At 48.8% G+C, this 23,887-nt stretch carries 22 protein-coding genes; 4 read left to right on the forward strand and 18 right to left on the reverse strand.

Annotation, left to right across the window (positions count from 1 at the left end; all coding sequences use genetic code 11):
- Nucleotides 1–34: 34 nt before the first annotated feature.
- The 7 genes from rnhB to rpsP form a co-directional block, all read right to left on the reverse strand.
- On the reverse strand, nt 35–772 hold the full coding sequence (rnhB, locus tag J2S36_RS03185; RefSeq protein WP_309955458.1) for a ribonuclease HII: 738 nt from the start codon (nt 770–772) through the stop codon (nt 35–37).
- Nucleotides 773–836: 64 nt separating this feature from the next.
- A complete protein-coding gene (gene lepB, locus J2S36_RS03190) occupies nt 837–1,772 on the reverse strand; it encodes a signal peptidase I (RefSeq protein ID WP_309955462.1) in 936 nt (311 codons plus the stop codon).
- 355 nt (nt 1,773–2,127) lie between these two features.
- Nucleotides 2,128–2,478: a 50S ribosomal protein L19 gene (rplS, locus tag J2S36_RS03195; RefSeq protein WP_309955465.1), complete on the reverse strand. Its 351-nt coding sequence runs from the start codon at nt 2,476–2,478 to the stop codon at nt 2,128–2,130.
- Nucleotides 2,479–2,633: 155 nt separating this feature from the next.
- A complete protein-coding gene (trmD, locus tag J2S36_RS03200) occupies nt 2,634–4,073 on the reverse strand; it encodes a tRNA (guanosine(37)-N1)-methyltransferase TrmD (protein ID WP_309955468.1) in 1,440 nt (479 codons plus the stop codon).
- Entirely contained in the window at nt 4,073–4,618 is a 546-nt protein-coding gene (rimM, locus tag J2S36_RS03205) for a ribosome maturation factor RimM (RefSeq protein ID WP_309955471.1), read from the reverse strand. Before rimM ends, trmD begins: the two co-directional genes overlap by 1 nt.
- A gap of 152 nt (nt 4,619–4,770) precedes the next feature.
- Nucleotides 4,771–5,007 carry an RNA-binding protein gene (locus J2S36_RS03210; protein ID WP_309955474.1) on the reverse strand — a complete coding sequence of 79 codons (237 nt, stop codon included), beginning with the start codon at nt 5,005–5,007 and terminating at the stop codon, nt 4,771–4,773.
- Entirely contained in the window at nt 5,007–5,468 is a 462-nt protein-coding gene (gene rpsP / locus J2S36_RS03215; protein ID WP_309955477.1) for a 30S ribosomal protein S16, read from the reverse strand. Before rpsP ends, J2S36_RS03210 begins: the two co-directional genes overlap by 1 nt.
- Before the next feature lie 337 nt (nt 5,469–5,805).
- Here rpsP and J2S36_RS03220 point away from each other — a divergent pair, with 337 nt between their 5' ends.
- Complete coding sequence (locus tag J2S36_RS03220) at nt 5,806–6,411, forward strand: PepSY domain-containing protein (protein ID WP_309955480.1); 606 nt, start codon at nt 5,806–5,808, stop codon at nt 6,409–6,411.
- 116 nt (nt 6,412–6,527) lie between these two features.
- Complete coding sequence (locus tag J2S36_RS03225; protein WP_309955483.1) at nt 6,528–6,938, forward strand: phage holin family protein; 411 nt, start codon at nt 6,528–6,530, stop codon at nt 6,936–6,938.
- A 155-nt stretch (nt 6,939–7,093) separates the two neighbouring features.
- Here the strand turns inward: J2S36_RS03225 and J2S36_RS03230 are convergent, their stop codons facing one another.
- From J2S36_RS03230 to J2S36_RS03240, 3 genes are read right to left on the reverse strand one after another with little or no spacing between them, the layout of a single operon-like run.
- Nucleotides 7,094–7,867, reverse strand: a complete 774-nt coding sequence (locus J2S36_RS03230) for an ABC transporter ATP-binding protein (RefSeq protein WP_309955486.1) — start codon at nt 7,865–7,867, stop codon at nt 7,094–7,096.
- The gene (locus J2S36_RS03235) at nt 7,864–8,787 is read right to left on the reverse strand and encodes an ABC transporter permease (protein WP_309955489.1); all 924 of its coding nucleotides are present in this window, start codon (nt 8,785–8,787) and stop codon (nt 7,864–7,866) included. Before J2S36_RS03235 ends, J2S36_RS03230 begins: the two co-directional genes overlap by 4 nt.
- A gap of 19 nt (nt 8,788–8,806) precedes the next feature.
- Nucleotides 8,807–9,955, reverse strand: a complete 1,149-nt coding sequence (locus tag J2S36_RS03240) for an ABC transporter substrate binding protein (RefSeq protein ID WP_309955492.1) — start codon at nt 9,953–9,955, stop codon at nt 8,807–8,809.
- Nucleotides 9,956–10,429: 474 nt separating this feature from the next.
- On the opposite strand from J2S36_RS03240, the gene J2S36_RS03245 reads away from it, so the two are divergent.
- Complete coding sequence (locus J2S36_RS03245) at nt 10,430–11,419, forward strand: cation diffusion facilitator family transporter (RefSeq protein WP_309955495.1); 990 nt, start codon at nt 10,430–10,432, stop codon at nt 11,417–11,419.
- Between the two features lie 387 nt (nt 11,420–11,806).
- Here the strand turns inward: J2S36_RS03245 and J2S36_RS03250 are convergent, their stop codons facing one another.
- The 6 genes from J2S36_RS03250 to ndk all read right to left on the reverse strand — a co-directional run bounded on the left by J2S36_RS03250 (nt 11,807) and on the right by ndk (nt 20,760).
- The gene (locus J2S36_RS03250) at nt 11,807–12,943 is read right to left on the reverse strand and encodes an amidohydrolase family protein (protein ID WP_309955497.1); all 1,137 of its coding nucleotides are present in this window, start codon (nt 12,941–12,943) and stop codon (nt 11,807–11,809) included.
- An 87-nt stretch (nt 12,944–13,030) separates the two neighbouring features.
- Complete coding sequence (gene ffh / locus J2S36_RS03255; protein ID WP_309955500.1) at nt 13,031–14,614, reverse strand: signal recognition particle protein; 1,584 nt, start codon at nt 14,612–14,614, stop codon at nt 13,031–13,033.
- 157 nt (nt 14,615–14,771) lie between these two features.
- Complete coding sequence (gene ftsY / locus J2S36_RS03260; protein ID WP_417281544.1) at nt 14,772–15,977, reverse strand: signal recognition particle-docking protein FtsY; 1,206 nt, start codon at nt 15,975–15,977, stop codon at nt 14,772–14,774.
- A 93-nt stretch (nt 15,978–16,070) separates the two neighbouring features.
- Nucleotides 16,071–16,514: a hypothetical protein gene (locus J2S36_RS03265; protein ID WP_309955507.1), complete on the reverse strand. Its 444-nt coding sequence runs from the start codon at nt 16,512–16,514 to the stop codon at nt 16,071–16,073.
- Between the two features lie 97 nt (nt 16,515–16,611).
- Nucleotides 16,612–20,289 (reverse strand): chromosome segregation protein SMC, encoded by a 3,678-nt coding sequence (smc, locus tag J2S36_RS03270; RefSeq protein WP_309955509.1) that lies wholly within the window; start codon nt 20,287–20,289, stop codon nt 16,612–16,614.
- A 54-nt stretch (nt 20,290–20,343) separates the two neighbouring features.
- The gene (gene ndk, locus J2S36_RS03275; protein WP_309955511.1) at nt 20,344–20,760 is read right to left on the reverse strand and encodes a nucleoside-diphosphate kinase; all 417 of its coding nucleotides are present in this window, start codon (nt 20,758–20,760) and stop codon (nt 20,344–20,346) included.
- Nucleotides 20,761–20,990: 230 nt separating this feature from the next.
- Between ndk and J2S36_RS03280 the strand changes: the two genes are divergently transcribed.
- Nucleotides 20,991–21,242, forward strand: a complete 252-nt coding sequence (locus J2S36_RS03280; protein ID WP_309955514.1) for a hypothetical protein — start codon at nt 20,991–20,993, stop codon at nt 21,240–21,242.
- Between the two features lie 94 nt (nt 21,243–21,336).
- Here the strand turns inward: J2S36_RS03280 and J2S36_RS03285 are convergent, their stop codons facing one another.
- Both J2S36_RS03285 and J2S36_RS03290 read right to left on the reverse strand, forming a co-directional pair.
- A complete protein-coding gene (locus J2S36_RS03285) occupies nt 21,337–22,296 on the reverse strand; it encodes a D-alanine--D-alanine ligase family protein (protein WP_309955517.1) in 960 nt (319 codons plus the stop codon).
- Between the two features lie 35 nt (nt 22,297–22,331).
- The gene (locus J2S36_RS03290) at nt 22,332–23,666 is read right to left on the reverse strand and encodes an aminotransferase-like domain-containing protein (RefSeq protein ID WP_309955519.1); all 1,335 of its coding nucleotides are present in this window, start codon (nt 23,664–23,666) and stop codon (nt 22,332–22,334) included.
- Between the last annotated feature and the right edge of the window lie 221 nt (nt 23,667–23,887).

A 23,887-nucleotide genomic window follows, 5' to 3' on the forward strand; every position in this document is an offset into this window, starting at 1 on the left:
GCTTCCACCGATATTGCAGCTACCTGCGTAGTAACTATTTTGCCACTCCTGGCAATTTCCACGAGGTGCGATGGAATTCACATGGTCCAAATTCGCGCAGCCCTGCGATGTGCCGCACACTCGCATAACCTTTATTCCGTCCCCAATCATAATGCGGATATTTTGGCGATATTTTTTCCATATAGTGATCACGCTCCACCTTTGCAAGCACAGAAGCGGCAGCAATCACAGCACATTGAGCATCCCCTTTTACTACCGTACGCACCGGCACATCAGGCAATTGTGTCTCTGGCGCAAATAAATCTCTTCCGACCCACCAATTATGTGAACCGTCAAGCAATACTCCGTCAATCTGATAACCCGCAGTACCCAATTTATTGACCGCATCAGCAGCAGCAATCCGCAATCCTGCCATAATCCCGTGTTGATCAATTTCCGCTGCAGTAGCAGAACCCACAGCACCAGCCAGCACCCACTGCCGTATGGGGATCATTAATGCTTCTCGTACCGAAGGAGATAGTTGTTTTGAATCACGAAGTTTTTCTGGAAATTCATCGGTAGTTGCAATATTTATGAGCGCGATCCCAACACTCACCGGCCCTGCCAAAGCGCCGCGCCCCACTTCATCAACACCAGCAAGAATCGCATTCGGTTGATGCAGCGAAAGCTCCGCAAGCAAGGAGAGTTCTAATTGGCGAGTCGGCATGATTCGTTTCGGAGTCTGCCTTGTGCGAATCCCCAGAGTCGGCTCAGCCGTATGGAATTTTTCCATCGTTATCCCTTATCCCACACATCCACGCACTGCGATCTTGCACCAACTGGCGGCGCAATGCGTTTTACTTTGCGTTCTTTGGATCTTGCGCTGCAGGTACTTCAGAAAATACCTCCGTCTGCGATTTCAACCAGCCAAAACGATTAAAAGGATAGGCCCGCAGCCATGCGCGACCTTCAACATTCGCAATCGGCACAAATCCAAAACCGGTAGCCTCCTGATGGTAGCGCGAATCCTTTGAATTTGGCCGATTATCACCCATCATCCAAAGGTGCCCGGCAGGCACAGTCACATCAAAAGGTTTATCAGAAGCACGCGCGCCAGCTATCAAATATGGCTCTGGCACCTCTTTTCCGTTAATTGTGAGATTCCCATTTACAGTGCAGCACACAACGTGATCTCCCGGTTTCCCGATAAGCCGTTTCACCAAATGGGTACCAGCATTTTGCGGCAACAATCCAATGGTTTCACCAGCGCGGTGAAGAATCTCCTGCAGTCCGTTAAGCTCTGGTTTACTTACGCCAGCAAGCCAGTCACCTGGATCTACAAAAACAACGATATCTCCGCGTTTCAGTTCATCTTCAGTATCGGCAAGCTTATTTACTACGATTCTGTCTCCTGGCACGAGCGTATTTGCCATTGAGCTTGAAGGGATCTCAAACGGCTGAACGATGAAAGTTTTCAAAACGAGCGCAATTACTAACGCCACTACGATAATGACGAAAAACTCAAAGACATTAGAAAGGAATGTCTTCAATTTACTTTGTTGCGGATATTTCGCATTCTCCTGAAGACGCGTGAAGTCTGCAGCGGAATCACTTTGCAATGCTTCTTCGCCTGCTTGCGCAGGAGCGTCAAGATGATCAGCAGCTGCCACCTGCGCACGGTGTGCTGCCTGATCATTCAATTGATTACTTTCACTCCGCTTTGGAGGGGGGAATGACGGAGGCATTTGATCAAGAGAATTGCCATAATCGAGATCATCTTCAAAATGCGCCATGAACACCAAACCCTCGTCAGCTGCTTGCAAAAAAAGCCTCGTCAGATATCACTTATCCCTACCGAGACACGTCTGTTCTAAGGTTATGCCAAATCAACTCTCATCTGCGAGTTAAAGTCGCGTCCAGAAGGTTGCTTTTTTATCACAGTTTAGTTCGCCTCACCCGAAAACAAACTCATCCAGAATTGAGCATATTTATGAGCCCCGGCGTTTTTCCAGCTTCGTTGCAGGATCAATCTTTTCTCACTAGCACTTAGCCCGATTTAACGCATACCAGCATGGAAGATGTCCTGAGAAAAAATTGTGGATACCGAAAAATCGATACCCACAATTTACAGGATTAATTTATTGACGATTATTTGTCGTCACGCTTTTCCTTCAGCTTTGCAGCCTTACCATGAAGACCGCGCAGATAGTAAAGCTTTGCACGACGTACATCACCGCGAGTAACAACCTCAATTGAATCGACATTTGGGGAATGCAACGGGAAAGTACGCTCAACACCGGTACCGAAGGAATGCTTCCGCACTGTGAAAGTAGCTGATACACCACTGCCACCCTTACGTGCAATAACCACGCCCTGGAATACCTGAATTCGCTCCCGGTTACCTTCGATAACCTTCACGTTTACTTTTACAGTATCGCCCGCACGGAACGGTGGACGTTCCTTCAGCTGCGATGCAACAACATGATCTAGATTGTGCATTTTCTGCGTTCATTTCTCACCCTGCACGCAGGCCAGAGTGGGTTCAGGGAATAATCAAATCCAGGAAACTGAATTCATTTTATTCCGATGGACAAAACTTGCCTGAAGTGCAATCCCCCTGCGGCAGGCTTTACACATATAGCGACAAGACGTTCCTATTTTGCCATATTCAACGGACGAACCATAGTGACATCTGTGTTGGACACATCACCGATGCTAAATTGGCACTTCCCAGAATGCGCAAAATCAATTGCACGGTATGCCCGCTGCTGATGTCGATTGCCAATATCCGTCAGTAACCAGATATACGGCTGCGGAAAATCGCTTAATACGGCTGCTGTTTGGGCAAAGCACCAGTTTGCAAATTGCTTAAAAATCCCGCTCCCGCGCCAATTGCGCGCAATATAAAACTTTGAAAGATAAATCAGCGGGCCATCGCGTTGAATATCTGCATAAGCAAAATCAACCGGCGCTCCATCGTGGGCATCTACCACACCGTCTTGCTCAAAAGTGATCTCAATCAAAACATACGCCGCAATTTCACCCGCACCTGCAGTTACACTGCTTCCAGCAGTTTCTACTTCAGCCACATACACCAGAAACCGCAACGGATCTGCGAGGTATTTTTCAAATGCAGACGGATCCAGATTTTTTGCAATATACTGGGAGATCACAGTTTGATCCATCCCCGTCGGACACGAATCTGGCCATGTACGCATCGCAAATTCACTAAGCCGGAAAGCGTCTGCTACTGCTGCCCGGCGATATTTTAGTTTTACCGGATGCAATTCTTCTTTCGCGATAAACCAACCAAGCTCAGCAAGTTTAGACCGGTCTTTTCGATCAAGATCGGCAGCATTGAGTTTTTCGATCAAATCGGGACGGCTGCAGGCAGTGCGTTCAAGGGCACGATCTTTGCGCCAGCGAGCAATTGCACCGTGGTTTCCAGAGGTTAAGATCTCTGGTACCGGGATCCCGCGAAAATCTCCTGGGCGCGTATAGTTCGGATATTCAAGCAAACCTGCCGCACCATGCGATTCTTCCACCAGCGACTGTGGATTTCCAACCATCCCCGGCAATAGCCTCGAAATGCCTTCGATCAGCGCAATAGCCGCTACTTCCCCGCCATTTAGCACATAATCACCAAGCGAAAATTCAAAAACCTGAAAATCGGGTTTCGCGCCATAATATTGCGCAATACGCGCATCAATACCTTCGTAACGGCCGCAAGCGAGCACCACTTGCGATGCTTGCGCAAGCCGGTGCAAATCTGCCTGCTGAAGTTGTTTTCCTGCTGGTGATGGGATCGCCAGCACAATCTTTTGGGGATCTGCAGGAAAATCCCGCGCCGCTAACGGATCATCACCCTGCAAGGTAAGCGAATCGATTGCCGCACCCCAGACATCGGCTTTCATCACCATGCCAGCACCGCCGCCGAAAGGAGTATCGTCTACAGTGTGATGCACATCAAAAGTCCAATCACGGAGATTGTGCACACCGATTTCAATCAGACCGCGCTGCTGTGCTTTTCCGACCAATGAGAGTGCTAGCGAATCAAAAAATTCTGGAAAAATCGTGAGGATATCAAAACGCATTATTCTGCGGCACCGCCGTCACTGATCACAATTTCAAGTTCATCTTCCGAAAAGAGCCCCGGAGGAGCATCAATCACTACGCAGTGATCATCGATATCAACTTCCGTCACGATTTCTTTCACAAATGGTACTTGCACCATTCTGCCATCTTGCTCCGTTACGATCAGCAGATCCTGCATTGGCATCGGCTGCAAACCAGTCACGATACCAAGTTCATAGCCTTCTGGATCAAGCGCTTCTAAGCCAATAAGTTCGTGTGGATACCAGGCGTCCGCCTCGGCCTCAATTTCATCAGATTCAATGACGAGCTTTACTCCGCGCAAAGACTCAGCCGCCGAACGGTCAGTTATCTGTGCAAATTTCACAAATACTGATTCCTTGTATTTTCGCACATTGACGATTTCGAGCGGACCAAAATCTGCCGGATCAGTTTCATAAGCTAAGCCAGTCTGAATTCGCTGCTCGGGTACGTCTGTACGTAAATCTAGCTTGACTTCTCCTTTTAGCCCATGAGCTGCGCCAATTATCGCGACAGTAAGTTGCAATGTAAGCCTTTCGAGATCCTTGGAAAAGATTTTCAACAGAAATTTTCCAAAATTTACGCGTTTCGAGACGTAAATTCATATTTTGATCATCAACTATTTTCTGAAAAACAGAAGCCCGCACAGTATCGTGCGGGCTTCCAGATAAGCATTATTTATCGATCCGTCTCGATCACGTCAACACGTACCGAGCCACGGGTGGAAAGTGCGTTGATCACACAACGAAGAGCTTTCGCGGTGCGCCCATTCCGACCGATCACACGCCCGAGGTCTTCTGGATTAACTCGAACTTCGAGAAGCTCACCACGCCGATTATTCCGCGCGGAAACTTCCACGTCATCCGGGTTATCCACAATCCCGCGAACAAGATGCTCAAGTGCTTGCGCTAGCATTATGCTTCCTCAGCTTCGCTAGACTCCGAAGCTACTTCTGCAGCTGCTTCCGCAGCAGCCTTCGCTTCAGCTTCTGCCTTTTCGCGAGCTGCCGCCTTTTCAGCACGACGCTTTTCCGCATCGTCCTGAACTGCCTTGACAGCTTCCTCACGCGCCTTCTGGGCATCTACCTTTTCAAAGACCCGAAGAGTGGATTCACCTTCAAGACCCTTTGCCGCTTGCCAATCACCAGTGATCTTCAACTGTGCGAGTACCGGCTCTGATGGCTGTGCGCCAACTGAAATCCAGTAACGTGCACGTTCTGAGTTGATGTCAATAATTGACGGATTGGTATTTGGATTGTAGAAACCGATTTCTTCAATCACTCGACCGTCACGCTTCTTGCGAGAATCAACAACAACAACACGGTAGATCGCTTCGCGAATCTTACCCATACGCTTCAAACGAATTTTGACTGCCACTTGTGTGGTCACTCCTTGTTTCTATTTCGGTGGGCGCAACATCAAATGGTGGGTTTCATTCTCGTATTGCCCGAACTCTAAGCACAATCGAGTTTGAGAGGGGCTCGATTCCGCTTTAAGTACATCAACTAATTCTGCCAGAGATGAATGAAAAATGTTAACTAAATTATCTCCGATCCTGGGTGGAACGCCTCACGTTGCACTGATCCAGCTCTTAGCTGGCCGCTAAATCACACTGTCAACGCGATTTTCACGCGCTGCTCCCGGTATAGTTTCTTAAGAAGATCTGAAAATGGAAACCAGCTTCGGATACGCGAAGAAGAAATGAGAAAAATAGATGCGGAAATTAGTTGCTCTTTCCACCATTTTAGTACTAGCTCTAACGGCTTGCGGGAATCTCGCAGATTCAAAGCAAGCGAAAACTGAAAAAATCTCACTCGCTACAAACGAAGCAGCAGGGTCTGCGCAAGATCAACAAGATCAAAATGGCACGGAGCAAAGCAAATCCACAAAACAAGATCTACATCAAGAGCAGCTTGCAATTTCGCCAGATCAGGCAGCCGCGAAAGCAAAGCAAGTTTCCGGCGGAGGAGAACTCACTGGTATTTCTCTCGATAAAGAAAATAAACGCCCAAATCAGCATGTTTACGAAGTAAAAACTCGCAATGGTGATAAACAATGGGATATCGATATTGATGCGAAATCCGGCAATGTTTTGAAACAAAAATCTGAACATGAAGCAGGATCGCCGGCAGCAGTAAACCCGTCTGCACCGATGACCCCTGAACGTGCAATAGAGTTAGCACTCACAGTACATGCAGGCAAAATTGCCAGTTGGTCACTCGATAGCGACGACGGACGCACCGAATACCACATCGAATTTACCGACGACACCGAAGTGATCGTAGATGTCGCAACGGGTACCGCACGTATTGACGACTGATCTACGAGAAAAGATCCCCAGCCAGATTCTTTTTCAAAATTTGCACTTTTCTTCCGCATCGTTCACTGCCAGCTTGGCACAATGAATCTCAACCCACCATCACTTAGACTTGACTCATGCGATTCTTAATTACTTCAGCAATAAACGCAGCCGCCCTTTGGATAACTACCTTATTTCTCTCTGGTATCCGCCTTGCAGGCGAGGTGCGCCCAGAATCCTTCCTTGCCGATACTTCCATCGAAATCCAACGCTTAGTTTATTTCCTGCTTGCAGGGGCAGCATTAGCAATTGTAAATATGGTGGTACGCCCGATCGTGAAACTACTTTCGCTACCATTCTATATTTTGACCCTAGGCTTATTCTTCATCGTAGTAAACGCCCTGATGTTAATGCTGACGGCATGGATCACCTCACATTTGTCTCTTGGACTCGTAGTAGATGGATTCTGGTGGGCCGTCGCCGGTGGAATTTGGATCGGGATAATCAATGCAGTGCTATGGCATATCATGCCGAAATTAAAAAACTGACGCTGCTCTGCCCAGCAAAAATCATTGCATCATCCGAAATACGAAAGCATTTCATTTAACTTTGCGCAATTAAACGAATGAGATCGGGATTTGCTCCACGCACACCCCGATCTCATTCGTCATCAAATACCGAACTCTTTTGCGCTCATTTGATCTCAGATCTTCGCTTCTAATTCTCCGACCATCTCATAGAGCTCTCCGGCACTCAACTGCGCTTTTTCCGCTGCCGAGAAATCATGCACGATTTTGCCATGATTCATCACGATCATCCGATTCCCTAGTTCAAGAGCATCTTTCAAATGGTGAGTGATCATAAACGCAGTCAATCTTTTCTCTGCAATCGTTTTCCTGGTTAAATCAAGCACTACCCTCGCAGTTTTCGGATCAAGTGCAGCGGTATGTTCATCAAGTAAAAACAAGCGCGGTGATTTCAGTGATGCCATCAATAATGCGATTGCCTGCCGTTGCCCTCCAGAGAGCACGCCAATCGGTGTATCTAAGCGTGTTTCTAATCCGAGCCCAAGTGGAGCAACAATTTCCGCAAGCTCTTTCCGCTTCGCCTCATTCATTGAAATCCGCAGTCCGCGATTCTCTCCCCGCTTTTGCGCAAGCAGCAAATTTTCTGCCACCGTCATTCTCGGAGCGGTCCCCATTTTCGGATCTTGAAAAACACGCCCAATGAGGCCGGCACGATCTTCTTCACGCATATTAGTCACATTATTGTCATCAATATACACATTTCCGGAATCAGCAAGGATCACACCAGAAATAATATTCAGCAAAGTAGACTTTCCTGCACCGTTACCGCCTACTACCGTAATAAAATCCCCTTCTGGCACTTCCAGGCTCACATTATTTAAGGCTTGAAAAGCATCTGCAGTGCGCTGATGGAAATATTTGTTAATATTCCGAAGCGAAAGGACACTCATTGCACTTCCCCTTTCATCAAATCGTGACCCTCATGATCATGCACTCTCCGCGCCTGCTTTTGCCGCAAATACTGCTGCAGTGCAGGAATGGAAAGACACAACCCGAGAATAATTGCTGAAAACAGCTTGAAATGATCAGTATTGATATTGAGCGCTAATACAAGCGCCAACAGTAGGCGATAAATCACTGAACCGACAAAAATCGCGAAGAGCCGCATCGGCAAACTGACATTCCGCACAAGCACCTCACCAATAATGATTGCCGCCAGACCAATGACGATAGATCCAATCCCCATTGAAATATCAGCGTATCCGTTGTCGGTGGCCACGAGATAACCCGAGAGCGCAATAAGCCCATTTCCGAGCATATAGCCCAGCATCATCATTTCCTTTGACGGGATCCCAAGCGCATTAGCCATCACCGGATTATCTCCGGTAGCAATAAGCGCTTGCCCCATATCTGTCCGGAAAAAAAGCCCAAGCAGCCCAACTACGAGCAAAATCAGGACCACACCGATCAGTAATGTATCGACATTACGCGGCAGATTCAAAGGAGCAACTAAGGACTTTAAAGTGTATTCACTGGCGATCGAAATATTGGCCTTTCCCATGAATACAAGATTCACAGAATACAAACCCGTCATTGTAATAATGCCCGCAAGCAGTGAATTTATTTTCACCCGCGTAATGAGCAAAGCCGTGATTGCACCAGCTGCAGCTCCAGTGAAAAATGCGATCAGTAATGCGAGCAGCGGATGCATTCCGAGTAAGAGAAATTGTGCTCCGATCGCCGCACCCAAAGTAAATGATGCTTCCGTCGTAAGATCTGCTTCATTCAATACACGGAAGGTGATATACACACCAATGCCCATGATCGTCCAGATCGCGCCCTGAGAAATTGCAGAAAGTATAATATCCATCGTCTATTTCTCCTTTCCGCTATTTATCATTCTGCGAAGCAGCCAGATCAATGGCAATTTGCAAGATGTTCTCTGGAATGGTTATTCCAAGCATCGCGGCAGCATCAGTATTGACGATCGTATTTTTTGTATTGCTGACGTTAACGGGTAAGGAAGGCACATCTGCACCATCTAGCACATCTGCTACCACATCTCCCGAATCGGCTCCCCAGACGTATTGATTCAAGCCTACGGTCGCTAAACCGCCAGCTTTCACCATCGCATCGACCACAGTATACACGGGCACTTTTGCCGCATTCGTGACGGGAATAAGCGTATCCATTGCAGCTGCGATGGTATTATCTTCTGGCACAAAAAGCGCATCAACTTGCGAAACTAGCTGCTCTGCCACCTGCTTCAGCTCATTTGTATTTGTAATCGAGGCTTCCTTGACCGTAAAACCAGCTGCTGGAGCAAGCGCCTTGATTTCCTGCACCTGATGTGCCGCATTTTGCTCAGAAGTGTTGTAAATCAAGCCAATAGTCTTGACCTGAGGAGTAATTTGCCGGATCAATTCAAGCGTTTCTTTATCTGCGGAAGCAAAGGTAGATCCAGCTACCATCTTGCCTGAGCCGGCAAGGCTATTTGCCAAGCCAGCCCCAACGGGGTCAGAAACTCCCGCGAATACGACGGGCACTTCTCCTTGCGCCGCATTCATCAATGCTTGGGCAGCTGGAGTGGCGATGCCGATGAGCAGATCTTTCCCGTCTGCCATAAAATCATCCGAAATAGATTTCAGCAGATTCTGATCCCCCTGACCTTGCTGATATTCTATCTCCAGGTTGATCCCGTTGATATATCCGCGCTTTGCCAGCTGATCGATCAGACCATAACGAATATCGTCAAGCGAAGGGTGTTCCATCAACTGGAGCATCCCAATTTTCAGGACTCTACCGTCTTTGATTTCTTTCGTCTTTCCATTGTTCGTGATTCGTTTTGCACCAACAGGCTGGTATCCCTCCGGCACCAGATCTACTGCTTTTGATCCCGAAGTCTGCTTACTTGCAGTATTCGCGGCTGGCATCGTACCGCTTTCCAGTTGATGCAGGCGTTGCAGAGACGGCATTACCAGCACAAGCACGAGCAAACCGCCAATAAGAAACGAACCGATTGCACTAATTTTTTTCATGAGTACATCTTTCTTTGCATGTATGTGATTTACGTTTTCTCTCAATGTGTTTTAGCTTTTGCGGCTTTGCGGCAATGAAAAAAGCCCTCAAGGCAGAGACCTGAGGGCTTACTTATGGAAACTTTCGCGCCTGCATGATCTCTGGTTGAGCGATCATGCAACTAAAAGCCGATTTAGCTAGGCAGACCGCCAACTAAACCAGTTACGCCAACGCGCGATCATGGATGTCGCCATGGTGTTTCCTTTCCTTTTGAGTTAAGTCGAGACTAGCAATTCGAGCAGCCGCTGCACAAATTTGTTCATATTCTGGACAATAATCGGTCGAGCACCTGCTTTCGCCGCAAAAATCGCCGAATACTTCACCTAACGGCAGTGCGAAAATTATCTTTTCGCACTGCCGAACTGTGGGTAATGCCTCTTCGCAAAATCTGCAGCACACTAGCAAAACGGTGTAAAAATCGGGAAGATAGCTTTGTGCAAAAGCAACAGAAATTATTCAGAACCAACACAGACGGAAAATCAGCTAATCTCACTCGTTTCGCCTGGATTTCGATCATTGCCGCAGTTTTCACGATCGCTACCAAACTGGGCGCATATCTTCTCGTCGGCTCTGTTTCCTTACTTTCTGACGCAATGGAGTCAGTGGTCAATCTCGTCGCTGCCGTGGTCGCCCTAGTTTCGCTAAAAATAGCGGCAAAACCAGCTGATTCTTCCTTCACTTTTGGTCGTTCAAAAGCCGAATATTTTTCGGCAGCCGTCGAGGGCGCAATGATTTTCGGCGCTGCCGCGCTGATCCTCTTTTCTGCAATCGAGCGAATCCTCCATCCTGTCACGCTCAATAATTTCGGCATCGGCCTGCTCATCTCAGCAATTTCCGCAGGAGTAAATCTGATCGTCGGGATCTACCTGATTCGCAGCGGTCAAAAATATTCTTCACCAGCATTAACGGCAGACGGCAAGCATCTGCTCACTGACGTGATCACGACGGCTGGAGTGCTCATTGGGGTACTGCTCATCTGGCTTACTGGTCAACAAATTCTCGATCCGATCTTTGCCATCGCTGTTGCACTCAACATTATCTATATTGGAATCGGGCTGATCCGCACCGCCCTGGCTGGCTTACTAGACGTTACTCTCCCATCCACAGAAAACACGACCATTATCGAGATCCTGCACACTTTCCAAAAAGACGGAGTAATCACATTCCACGGGTTGCAAACCCGCGTATCCGGCAGAGCCCGCTACGTAAATCTTGATATGCAGGTACCCGATGATTGGACGGTAAAGGCTGGCCATGATTTGGCGATGCAAATCGAAGCTGAGATCCAAAATGCTCTTGAGAACTGCGAAGTTGCAATCCATATCGAGCCAATCAGCGATCCGGCATCATATGAAGATATCCCCTGCGGGTATGTTCCGCTGATGCGCGCAAATGATGCAATCAAACCACCGACGCAAATGTGATGCCACTCCTGAATAAATCTCATACGCATTACGTCTTGCATCCATTACCGCCATCTGCTGGCGTTATCTTGGAAACTTCCCATCAGCTACCGCAAATTCAGAAAAACGCGAAATTCGATTCACCGTCGGAGTAAGCAACACCCCAGCATTACGCGCAATCCAAATGGCGCGTAGCTTATCGCGTCATAGATCTAAGGCTCAAGACTTATTGACATTCTCCTGCAATCTCTTTATGCGCATCACAACATAGACAAATGTTGATAACTTAATCCAAGATTTGTTGTTATTTCAATGCAATTACTAGTTTTAGTCAATAAAAAATCGATTATCTGAAGCATTCAGAATTTCGTTGCGTTTAGCGCGGCTGCAGGATGCGTGTAAAATTTTTCAGAATATTTCAATCCCGTCGATAAATACGTGTTTCGGGCGAGAAACAACAGTGATATCCTGCTCTGGGTCAGTTTCATAAACTACAAAGTCAGCTGGGGCACCTGCACCCCACGTATCAAAACCTAAGAGCTCACGCCCGCGCCACGAAGCTGCAGCCATCACCGTATCAGCTGGCATCCCATTCGCCACGGCAGTTTCTAATTCCACCCACAGCCCGCGCTCTGCCACATCTTCTGCCGTATCCGACCCCATCAGCAAATCAATTCCCGCATCCACAAACATCTGCAGATGTTCACTCCGCTGAAGATCCATCCCAAGCATCCGCTTTTGATAGACCGGAAATCTGTGCCCAGCCGCAGCAAACTCCGGGAAACGTGAAATTTGATTTACCGTCGGAGTTAAGACGATTCCTGCCTCACGCGCCATTTCAATTTCCGCAAAACTCATACCGGTGCCATGCTCGATTCCATCCACACCAGCAGCTAAAATCATTGGAACCGTCTCGGCAGCAAAAGTATGGACCGTGACTTTTACGCCCAACTCATGGGCACGCTCCACAGCTGCTTGCAGTAAATCGGCTTCCCAAAGCGGCGTTAGATCACCTCGTTCACGGTCAATCCAATCACCGATAATTTTAATCCACCCATCCGATTTCGCTGCCTGCACTTCAACTTCCGCAAGCAGATCACCCGGTTCCACTTCTACCGCTAAATATCTGGTATAACGTTTCCGCCGTGCAATATGCTGCCCGCAGTGAATCACTTTCGGCAAGCCGATACACGCAACCTCATTCGGATTACGCTGCCCGCCCGAATCACGAATTGCAGTTACGCCATGTTTTGCGCAAATTTCCAGCCGTTGCCGCATCTGCGCATCACTTGGCGCTGCTGCCCCATGATTCATGCCAATATGCGTATGTGTATCAAGCAGCCCCGGATAGATAAAACCATTTATTTCGACGACGGATTCAGGCAGATTAACAGCTATGCCAGCAATTGTGCCGTCAGCGCCGATATCGCTGAATTTTTTGCTGCCGCTCCCAAGCGGGTTTTCATGGTGCAGCACACCTGCCGCAATCCATGCTTCCCGCAGAGCTGTACCGCGAAGTTCGCCGCTGAGATGATAAATCGTCATCTATACCCCCGTCTCCAGCGCTAAATAGTTTGCTGCATCCCGCTCCCTGAATCCTGCTCGAAAATCCAGTGCGCTCCGCACTATTTTTCAGCGCAGGAACTGTTTCAACGCATCCAAATCCACATCTTGGGCACTACTCGGGCTGCCTGCCGGTAATCTGCCGAAAGCACTTCCAGATTTCGCAGCACCGCCTTGCGCAGCTTCCCGCTGGGCAGCAAGTTCTTGCTGCCGGCGCTTCGCCGGATTTCCAGAACGCCCTTTTTTACCTCCGGAAATACGCTTATTCGCTTTTTTCTTTTGCTTCTTCGTATATCCGCCGCCCATCCCCGGCATCCCGGGAATATTCGGCATTCCTGGAATATTCGGCATCCCGCCGCGCGAAACCTGCTGCATCATCTTCTTCGCGGCAAGGAAGCGATCCATCAGGGAATTAACTTCCGGAACACTCGTACCCGAACCTTTTGCGATTCGCCGCCGGCGCGAACCGTCGAGAATCGCAGGATCAGTGCGTTCAGCTTTCGTCATCGAACGCACGATCGCCACCTGACGGTCAATTTCGCGTTCATCAAAATTATCGAGTGCTTCCCGGTATTGATTCATGCCTGGAAGCATTCCCATAATTTTCTTCATTGAGCCCATCTTGCGCATCTGCTCAAGTTGCTCTAGGAAATCATCAAGAGTGAATGTACCTTTCGCCATTTTTGCAGCGAGATCTTCGGCTTCATTCGCGTCCCATGTGCGCTCAGCCTGCTCAATCAGTGTGAGTAAATCACCCATATCGAGGATTCGGGAAGCCATCCGGTCAGCGTGGAAACGTTCAAAAGCATCAAGTTTTTCACCAGTAGATGCGAAAAGTACCGGCTGCCCGGTAACACCGCGGACCGAAAGCGCTGCACCACCGCGCGCATCACCATCCAGCTTCGATAGTACTACGCCGGTAAAGCCAACACCGTCACGGAAAGCAATCGAAGTATTGACGGCATCTTGCCCGACCATTGCATCAAGTACAAACAAGATTTCAGCTGGATTTACTGCATCGCGAATATCCCGTGCCTGCTGCATCATTTCTTCGTCGATACCGAGCCGGCCAGCGGTATCGACCACAACCACGTGAAACCCATTTTCCCGCGCGTAAGCCACACCGCTGCGAGCCACTTCCACTGGATCACCGATTCCGTTACCCGGCTGCGGCGCCCAGACTTCTACGCCAGCCTGCGCCCCTACTACTTGCAATTGATTTACCGCATTCGGACGCTGCAAATCGGAAGCTACCAGCAAAGTTTGTTTATTTTGTGTACGCAGCCATCTGCCCAGCTTTCCAGCAAGCGTGGTTTTACCCGCACCTTGCAGACCAGCAAGCATAATTACCGTCGGACCGTGCTGCGCCCAATTCAGCTCACGAGTTTCTCCGCCAAGTACTTCGATCAGCTCTTCATTAACGATTTTCACAACCTGTTGTGCCGGATTCAATGCTTTCGACACCAGTGCCCCAACAGCTTTTTCCCGCACTGCCGCAGTGAAGGAACGAACCACTGGAAGCGCGACATCTGCATCAAGTAAAGCGCGCCGAATATCAGAAATGACTGCTTCGACATCTGCTTCACTGAGCCGGCCTTGCTTCCGCAAATTTCGCAGTGAGTTTGTAATTCGATCTGAAAGTGAGTTGAACATCTATTTTCCTTGGTATTGCTTATTTTGTGACGAATTGAGGGATTATCAGAGGCGCTTGCCTGAGTTTTTTTGGGGGGGGGGGGGCACGGTTGTGAATTTATTTCAAGATTTGTCTCCCGCTGGTATCTGTAAACTCATGCATCGCCGGAAAAGTAAATCAGGCAAGCAGAGAATCAACGAAATTTTCTGGATCGAATGGAGCAAGATCATCCGCGCCTTCACCCAAACCAATAAATTTCACTGGTACGCCAAGCGTGCGCTGTACAGAGATCACGATGCCGCCTTTCGCAGTTCCATCAAGCTTCGACAGCACAATTCCGGTAATATTTGCAACTTCAGCAAAAATTTTTGCTTGCTGCAGACCGTTTTGCCCTGTAGTTGCGTCAAGCACAAGCAACACTTCACGCACCGGAACTTGCTTTTCCATCACACGCTTGATTTTGCCAAGCTCATCCATCAATCCGGCCTTATTTTGTAAGCGCCCAGCAGTATCCACGATCACCACATCTGCCTGCACATCGCAAGCCGTCTTTACTGCTTCAAATGCCACAGAAGCAGGATCTGCGCCTTCCCGATTTGCGCGTACTACCTGCACGCCTACACGTTCGCCCCAAGTTTGCAGCTGATCGGCTGCTGCCGCACGGAATGTATCTGCTGCACCCAGCACAATCTGTTTTTCTTCAGCCACGAGCAATCGCGCAAGTTTGCCGGTAGTAGTAGTTTTTCCAGTACCATTCACCCCAACCATTAAGATCGGAGCTGGGAGTTTCTGCCCATCGACGAGATCGCGCGGAGCCAAATCAAGCTCACGTGATGCATCAACTTGCACTGCGCGCAATAGTTCAGCATGCAATAATTGCTTGACGGTAGCAGCATCTGCACTACCTTTTACTTTCACTTCCCGCTGCAGGTTTTCCAGGATTTCAGTAGTAGCATCCATGCCGACATCAGCCATCAGGAGAGTTTCTTCGATCTCTTCCCAATCTTGTGCGGACAGCTCTGTACGCGAAAGAATCGCCAGGATCGACTGCCCAAGCCCGCCACCTTTGGCAAGTCTTGCCCGCAAACGCTGCATCCTAGATGGTACAGATTCAGGAACTTCATATTGTGCTGCAATACTTTGCAGAGCAGTAGTATCTTGTGCTGCTCCACCTTTCTCAGCTCCTGGTTCGTCCGCTAACGGCACGTCTTCAATAATTTGTGCATCTGCGATTTCCTGCGCTTCGAGCTGTGCACGCTTCTGTGTGCTTGCAGGAAGTTCATTGCGAGATTTATTTTTCTGCTGCCAAACTGCTATTACCACGCCACTGCCAACAAGTACTACAAGCAGAGCAATAACTAGTGCGAGCAAATTTTCTTGAATAAATTGCACGTGCCGATCCTTTGAAAGACTTGAATTTGAATATAGTTATCTCCATTTTATCGGCACTGTAAGAAGAAATGGAAACGCCTCAGCTCAGTTGGGGAGTTTTTCTTCCGTTTCGGGTAATTCATCGTCGGTTTCAACAGATTCATCACGCGAATTACGCGGATCTTCACTCACTTCCGCAGTTACCGTTTCGGCATGATCTGTACCGATTTCAGGGATTTTTTCAGCCAGATCTTTCTTTCCCCCAAGTTTCGGCGCGTAAGCAGCTACTCCTTGCACTGCGACTGATATTTTTTCGACGGCAATATCAGTAGAAATCTCATCTTTTTCAAACGTATCGAAGAGATCAGCTACCGAACCATGTGAAACTTGTACTTCAAAATCGTCATTACGTAATTCTTTATTGCGCCATGCCAAAATCGTTTGGCCGATAAATTCGTCAGTCTGCCCTGTGCTATTGCGACGCACCAGATAAAGCGCCGAGGCACCCACCACCAACACCACAATCAAAGAAATAATTACGAATTCCATGCTTTAATTATCCCTGATCCATTCTTTCCTGTATTGCATTTATCCGCGAGATTGCGCACATCGCAACGTCCTTCTTATTCCGATCCGCGCCAATATTTCACTTTTGATCCACTAATTCTTGCAACCGCTGCGAAATCACTGATGTGACCCCCTGCTCCTTCATTGCTACTCCATAAAGCGCATCAGCAATTTCCATTGTGCGTTTTTGGTGTGTGATCACCAATAGTTGCGAATTGTCTTGCAGCTCTTTGAAAATTTCAATCAATCGTGAAAGATTTACATCATCCAGCGCAGCTTCCACCTCATCCATTACATAGAAAGGCGACGGGCGCGCCTTGAAAATCGAGACAAGGAACGCGATTGCCGTCAACGAACGTTCCCCACCGGAAAGCAATGACAGCCGTTTTACCCGTTTCCCTGGCGGACGGGCTTCAATCTCGATCCCTGTAGTAAGCGGAGAATCTGGGTCAGTGAGGATCAGCTTGCCTTCACCACCCGGAAAGAGTCTGGTAAAAGTACCGGTAAATTCACGCGATACATCAACAAAAGCTGCTTGCATCACTTCATTCACGCGTTTATCAATATCACGTACAATTTTCAGCAAATCTTCACGCGATTTCCGTAAATCCTGTAACTGTTCTGTAAGATAACGTTGCCGCTCTTCTAAAGCCGCGTGTTCTTCCAAAGCAAGCGGATTGATTTTTCCCAGACGGGAAAGATCACGCTCTGCGCGGGCAAGCCGTTTTTCCTGCTCTGCGCGCACAAATGGAATTTGCTTCACGCCGCTGGGCGTTTCACTATTTTCCGTTTGCGCCTGATCTTCCGCTGTTGCAGATAGCGGCTGTACCGTATTAGTTTGAATATCAACTTCGATCAGCAAATGCGGACCGTATTCATCAATCAAGGTCTGCGCAGGCAGCCCCAAATCGTCGATCGCTTTCGCAGCAAGCTGTTCGTATTTGGATCGTAATTGTGCCAAAGCAAGTTCACGACGATGCGCAAGATCATCTAAGGTGCGCTGTTCAGTCTGCAAATCTTGGAGGATTTTCCGTGCTGTGTGAAGACTCGTATCCTGCGCGCTGCGCTCAGCTTCGGCATCCTGCCGTTCACTTGTGACCGCGGTAAGCAGCTCTTGCGTACGGCTTAATGCAAGGCGGGAAGTCCCACTGATTCGCGCTGCATGATCTGCCAATTCGAGACGACGTGTAGCTTGCCGTTCTTCCTGTGCAATCCGTGCCGCTACCGCATGGGCCTGGTTTTCGAGTGCTGCACCTTTCCCAGCTACTGCCCGCAGCCGTTCTTCTTTCGTGCGTAATACTAGGCGTGCCTGGGTTTCGTCAGTACGTGCTTGCACTGTATTTTGATGCGCACTTTCACGTTCTCTAGTGAGTTCTGCAAGCCGTGATTCGTTTTCTTCAGGTTCTTCATCCAATGCTATTTGCTGCGCGTTAAGCTGCGCTAATTCGTTTTGCGCGAGACTTATTTCTTGCTGGATTTTTGCTTGCCGTGCCTCATTTCGTGCCACTTCGTCTTCTGCAGACTGGACGCTTTGCCGCAAAACTCCCAGCTGCGCACTGACGGCTGCAAGGGAAGAATCACGCGCGTTTAGCTGCAGCGAAATCTGATCAAATTCTGCTTGTGCAAGTGCAAGTTTTGCTTCCGCCTGGATCACGGCCTGATCGGCAGCTGTTTTTTCAGCAGCCGCAGATTCTTCCTGCGCACGCGCATCTGCATACATTGCTTGCCGCGCAAGCACTGCCCCGGTTTGCACTGCCCCACCTGAAATATGCTGTGGTGTAAGCACATCTCCTGCTAGTGTCACAACTCGCAGCGCTCCGGCAGCGAGCAGCTTGCGTGCGACACTCAAATCAGCAGCAAGAATCGTGTGCTCCAAAATCTCACGTGCAAGAATATTTGTGCGCGTGTTTACGCTCAATGCATCAATTCCAAGAATTGCTTCCGTTTCATCAAAATTGCTTTCTCTGAGCGCTTGCCTGGCTTGCTTAATTTGCTGATCTTGCTGCGGATCCGATACTGATTCAGCTTTTTCTACACCGCCTGCAGCACCGGAAATCAACAATTCGAGATGCCCTGACTGAGCCTCGCGAGCGCCACGCAGAGCATCAATTGCACTATCGATCGAATCCATGACGGCCCCGGTAGCTACTCCGTACAAGCCTGCTTCAACTGCAGCTTCCCAGCCAGATCGAATCTGCAATTGATCACGCACCAGCCCTTGCACTCCAAGACGATATTCATCAAATACCCAGGCAGTAGCATCTTCCGGCGCTAAAGAAAGCTCAAGGGTCTGGGCTTTTGCCTGCCATTTCGCGGCATTGGTAGCTGCGGTAACGGCAAGCTCACGGGCAGCGGCCAGTGCAGCTTTTACTTCGCTCAATTCACGCGATGCTTCTTCTTGCGAAATTGCGAGAGTATCATCGCCGTCAGTTTGAGCGACAATATCTTGCTCAAGCTTTGCCACCTGTTCAGCGGATTGTACTGCTCTGTGCCGTGCAGTTTCGGATGCTGCCTTTACACGGGCAGATTCGGCTGTGAGTGACTCTATTTTAGAGCGGACGGTGGAAATTTTTCCTCCCAGCCGAGCAGCAGATTCGCGCCGGTCAGCAAGCCTGCGTGAAAGAGAAGCTAGCTGTCGGTCAATATCACGTTCGACAGCTTCAGCTTTCTCACGTGCAGCTACCGAGTCTGAAAGTAGATCTTGTGCCGCTTCTTGCGCTTTTGCATATTCTTCCTCTTGCGCAAACGCAGCCGCAGCACGTTCGCTGATCTGCTGCGGGCTCTCACCGCGGTGAATATTTGGCCCTACCTGCCGTAAGGAATGTTCTCTTTCATCTGCCAGCTGGACTAGTGCCCGAAATCTTTCTACGAGCGATGTGAGGCGTTGCCATTGCTCAGTTAGCAGGGCGATTTTTGGCGAAGCAGCAGCTACTTCCGACTCTAATATTTGAACTTCGTTTGCAGCTGCAGCAAGTTTTTTCACGAGCTCTTCACGCTGTGTATCAAAAGCATGATCGTCAATGGATTGTGCCGAAAGTCGGGCTTGTGCTTGCGCTAAATCGTCAGCTAAAAGCCGCGCCCGTGCATCAAACACTTCACGTTGAATCACTTGAGCGCGCCGTGCTGTGGCGGCTTGCCGGGCAAGCGGCCCAAGTTGGCGCCGCAATTCTCCTGCTAAATCTTCGATCCGAGTTAAATTGCCTTGCATCGATTCCAGTTTGCGTAAGGCTTTTTCTTTCCGACGGCGGTGTTTTAGCACTCCGGCAGCTTCTTCAATAAAGTAGCGGCGTTCTTCGGGAGTAGCTGTGAGTACTTCGTCGAGTTTGCCTTGCCCGATAATGACATGCATTTCTTTCCCCATGCCGGTATCAGAAAGCAACTCTTGAATATCGAGGAGCCGGCAGGAAGTGCCGTTGATTGCATATTCTGAACCGCCTGAGCGAAACAAGGTACGGGTGATCGTCACTTCTGAATAGTCGATTGGGAGCACGCCGTCAGTGTTGTCAATTGTTAAGGAAACTTCAGCACGCCCGAGAGCAGGGCGTTTTGCGGTACCAGCGAAGATCACATCAGACATTTGCCCGCCACGCAAATTTTTCGCACCCTGCTCGCCCATGACCCAGGTGAGTGCATCAACTACATTGGATTTACCAGATCCGTTCGGACCAACCACACAGTTGATGCCTGGCTCGAAATTGAGCGCAGTGGTGCTTGCAAATGACTTAAAGCCGCGCAAGATCAATGATTTTAGATGCACTGCCGATCTGCTCCCAATCCCATCACGAAATTGCTGATTCCCGCTTAGCGAGCATTATCTGTTAAACCAAATCGCGATCTCGCGCTCTGCTGACTGCGCAGAATCAGATGAATGAATCAAATTTTGAATTGCGCCCTGATCCCATGCCCGTGCAAAATCACCACGAATCGTGCCTGGTGCGGCAGTGGTTGGATCTGTAGCTCCAGCCAAAGCACGCACTCCTGCAACTACACGAGTACCTGCAATAATTGCCGCCACGATTGCACCAGATTGCATATATTCAGCCATTTCTGGATAGAACGGTTTCTCGACGTGTTCTGCATAATGCGCCGCAAGCAGTGCATCAGTTGCCTGCAGCATTTTTAGTTCTACAATTTCGTATCCTTTTGCTTCAATCCGGCGCAAAATTTCACCGACAAGACCGCGCTTTACACCGTCGGGTTTAATCAGAATCAATGTCTTTTCACTCATGTGTTTAATGATACCGAAGAGTTTCAAGATCTAGGTATCTGCCTTTTCCAGATGGTTCAAGAGCAAACATTTCTCCACCGTTACTGCAAAGAGAAAAATATTGGGAAAAATCAATTTCATGAAAATAATCCAATATTTAGGATGCATTATGAAAATAAATTACGAAGGTTAATTAGTTTCATTTCCTTTTTGCGTAAATAGCAAACCTAGCAAGTTATTGGATTTTTGAGATGAGATTCCAAAAGAAAACTATTTCCGTGATTAGATTCTTCCTCTTTATGATTGGGATTATCGGTCTGGGATTTTTAATAGCTGGATTCTGGCTAGAGCCGAACCAAAGGATCGAAACTAAAGAAATTGGCGGAGTTTGCTGCGCAATTGGAGTTATTGGGCTCTATTTTACAGAACAGTATCGGAAAGAATCTCCAGACAAAAGTGAGTTAAATAGAAACGGTAACGCAGAATCTAATGTTTTGGAATAAGAAAAGCAAAGCTGAGCTTGCAGCAGAACTTGTACAGGTAAATCACCAGATTTCCGCGCTTAAAATTAATACTCCAAGATTCCGCTAATCTGTGCTACTCCCCGAGCGCAGCTGCTTTCAAAATCTCCAAATACACCTGATCCGGCGCAATCCCATGCGTTTGCGCATAAGCACCAGCAGCAAGCGGGAAGATTGAAGTTTCGGTCATCCCCGGAGCAGTATTCACATCAATAAACCAGGCCTTACCACTGGCGTCAAGAATCACATCCGTCCGCGATAAATGCCGCAGCTTCAGCACACGATGTACTTCCTGCGCCAAACTTGCCACTTCTGCCACACCAGCTACAGCCAAATCTTCGGCAACAAAATACTCCACCCGCCCCGGATTGTAGCGGGCATCGTAATCATAAATTCCAGCAGCGCGAATCTCCACAGGCGGAAGTGCCTGCGCGCCTTGCCCGAAATCTGCAACGGCAACCCCGAACTCACGCCCTGCAATAAACTGCTGCACCAGCGCAACCTCACCATAAGCAAAACAATCAACCATCGCCCCCGGCAATTGCGCCCGCGATTCAACAATCGTCAAACCCATTGAAGATCCGGCACGAGTAGGTTTCACTACCAGCGGGAACCCAAAACGTGATTCAAACAAATCAAGAATTGCATTCACCCCAACTTCGCGGAACAAACTCTGCGGAATCGCAATCGAATCCGGCACAGCCACCCCCGCCTCACTCAGCGCAGCGGCAGCGACGGATTTATCATAAGCAACCCTGCACCCGTCGGCGCCCGTACCCACAAACGGATCACCAGCCAAATCAAGCAAATCCTGCAGAGAGCCATCTTCACCTGAAGCACCATGCACCGTCGGCCAGCAAATATCTGGTTCCAAAGCTTTTAATCGTTGTAAAAGCTGAGAATCTAAATCCAGCACCTTCGCCTGGATCCCACTATTCATTAAAGCACCAGCGATCCGCCGCCCAGAAATCAATGAAATCTCACGTTCATGCGTTAAACCACCTGCAATCACAGCTACCGTTAAAGGACGTTCCATTATTCTTCCTTTGCAAACTATATGTAAATATCGGCTTAAATTTGATTCGCGCGCGGCACTTCCACTCCGGTGCTTTGATGCACTGGAGCCGTCCCAAACATTTCGACCAATTCCAGTTCAGACTCAACCACGCCTGCCAGCCGGCGGACCCCTTCCGTGATCCGCTCCGGAGGCGGATAGCAAAACGATAACCGCAGATGATCATGCCCTTGCCCGTCCGCAAAGAAAGCCGTACCTGATACATAAGCCACCAAATTTGTAGTAGCACGCGGCAACATTGCCTTCGCATCCAAACCTTTCGGCAACTCCACCCAGGTATAAAATCCACCCTCGGGCACGTTCCAGCTACACATCGGCAGATACTTCTCCAAAGCAGCATTCATTGCATCACGGCGCTGACGATACATCTGCCGATACTCACCAATCAGCCCCATCCAATCAAAATTCCGCAAATATTGCGAAATTGAAATCTGCCCCATCTTCGTCGGGCATAAGCATGCATTTTCATTGGCTAACACCAGACGCTGTGTTACTGCATGTGGTGCAAGCGCCCACCCAACCCGATAACCTGGCGCAAAAGTCTTTGAAAAAGAACCAAGATAAATCACACCATCTGGATTCCAGGTTTGCAGCGGCGGCATTGTTTGCCCGGCAAAACCAAGCATTCCATACGGGTTATCTTCCAAAATCAAAACATGATGACGCTTACAAATCTCCACGATTTGCGGACGGCGTTCCAAACTCAGACATACGCCGCCAGGATTATGGAAATTCGGCACAGTATATAAAAATTTTACTGGTTTACCTTCTTTTGCCAGCTTCTCAAGCGTCTGATCAAGAGCTTGCGGAATCAAGCCGTCCGCATCCATCGGCACATGCACCACATTGGCCTGATATGCGCGAAATACCCCCAAGGCACCCACATACGAAGGAGCCTCTGCCACGATTGTTTCCCCTGGATTAAGCAGAATTTGCGTCACAATATCAAGCGCCTGCTGCGAGCCAGTGGTAATGGTGATGTCGTCTACATGCGCACGGATCCCTTCCACACGCATGACTTCCAAAATCATTTCACGAAGTTCTTCTTCACCTTGCCCACTGCCATATTGCAGCACTTGCGGGCCCCGCTCACGAATCAAACGTGCTGAAAGATCAGCCAAAAATTCTAAAGGTAGCCCAGTAATATTTGGCATCCCACCAGCAAGCGAAACCACTTCCGGGCGATTTGCGACAGCAAAAAGTGAACGCGTCTCAGATTGTTTCATGCCTAAAGCACGATCTGCGTAAGAACCAAACCACGGATCAAGCCGAGTGCCAGCACCGGCGGCGGCATTCACAACCTTCTTTGCGATACTGCTGATCTGTGCCATTTCACTCCTATCCCTGGTTACCACTGCGTTTTGCGCAATTCGATCGTATTTTGATCGGCGCTTGTAAAAAGCTGCCCACAAGATCGATTCAGCCGCCGCTCAACCGCACATTAAATCAGCTGCAATAGCGAAATCACGTATTCTACATAAACTATGTAATTCATGAATCGTACTTGCGTCAGCTGAGCTGAATAAATCCTTGTGCCATATTCTGCCATGAT

This window comes from Arcanobacterium hippocoleae, assembly GCF_031456295.1.
GTDB classification, from domain to species: Bacteria; Actinomycetota; Actinomycetes; order Actinomycetales; family Actinomycetaceae; genus Arcanobacterium_A; species Arcanobacterium_A hippocoleae.

Excerpts from the sequence above, each read along its gene's own strand:
- rnhB (WP_309955458.1), bottom strand. The coding sequence starts at position 772 with ATGGAAAAATTCCATACGGCTGAGCCGACTCTGGGGATTCGCACAAGG.
- lepB (WP_309955462.1), bottom strand. The coding sequence starts at position 1,772 with ATGGCGCATTTTGAAGATGATCTCGATTATGGCAATTCTCTTGATCAA.
- rplS (WP_309955465.1), bottom strand. The coding sequence starts at position 2,478 with ATGCACAATCTAGATCATGTTGTTGCATCGCAGCTGAAGGAACGTCCA.
- trmD (WP_309955468.1), bottom strand. The coding sequence starts at position 4,073 with ATGCGTTTTGATATCCTCACGATTTTTCCAGAATTTTTTGATTCGCTA.
- J2S36_RS03210 (WP_309955474.1), bottom strand. The coding sequence starts at position 5,007 with ATGCTAGCGCAAGCACTTGAGCATCTTGTTCGCGGGATTGTGGATAAC.
- J2S36_RS03220 (WP_309955480.1), top strand. The coding sequence starts at position 5,806 with ATGCGGAAATTAGTTGCTCTTTCCACCATTTTAGTACTAGCTCTAACG.
- J2S36_RS03225 (WP_309955483.1), top strand. The coding sequence starts at position 6,528 with ATGCGATTCTTAATTACTTCAGCAATAAACGCAGCCGCCCTTTGGATA.
- J2S36_RS03230 (WP_309955486.1), bottom strand. The coding sequence starts at position 7,867 with ATGAGTGTCCTTTCGCTTCGGAATATTAACAAATATTTCCATCAGCGC.
- J2S36_RS03235 (WP_309955489.1), bottom strand. The coding sequence starts at position 8,787 with ATGGATATTATACTTTCTGCAATTTCTCAGGGCGCGATCTGGACGATC.
- J2S36_RS03240 (WP_309955492.1), bottom strand. The coding sequence starts at position 9,955 with ATGAAAAAAATTAGTGCAATCGGTTCGTTTCTTATTGGCGGTTTGCTC.
- J2S36_RS03250 (WP_309955497.1), bottom strand. The coding sequence starts at position 12,943 with ATGACGATTTATCATCTCAGCGGCGAACTTCGCGGTACAGCTCTGCGG.
- ffh (WP_309955500.1), bottom strand. The coding sequence starts at position 14,614 with ATGTTCAACTCACTTTCAGATCGAATTACAAACTCACTGCGAAATTTG.
- J2S36_RS03265 (WP_309955507.1), bottom strand. The coding sequence starts at position 16,514 with ATGGAATTCGTAATTATTTCTTTGATTGTGGTGTTGGTGGTGGGTGCC.
- ndk (WP_309955511.1), bottom strand. The coding sequence starts at position 20,760 with ATGAGTGAAAAGACATTGATTCTGATTAAACCCGACGGTGTAAAGCGC.
- J2S36_RS03280 (WP_309955514.1), top strand. The coding sequence starts at position 20,991 with ATGAGATTCCAAAAGAAAACTATTTCCGTGATTAGATTCTTCCTCTTT.
- J2S36_RS03285 (WP_309955517.1), bottom strand. The coding sequence starts at position 22,296 with ATGGAACGTCCTTTAACGGTAGCTGTGATTGCAGGTGGTTTAACGCAT.
- J2S36_RS03290 (WP_309955519.1), bottom strand. The coding sequence starts at position 23,666 with ATGGCACAGATCAGCAGTATCGCAAAGAAGGTTGTGAATGCCGCCGCC.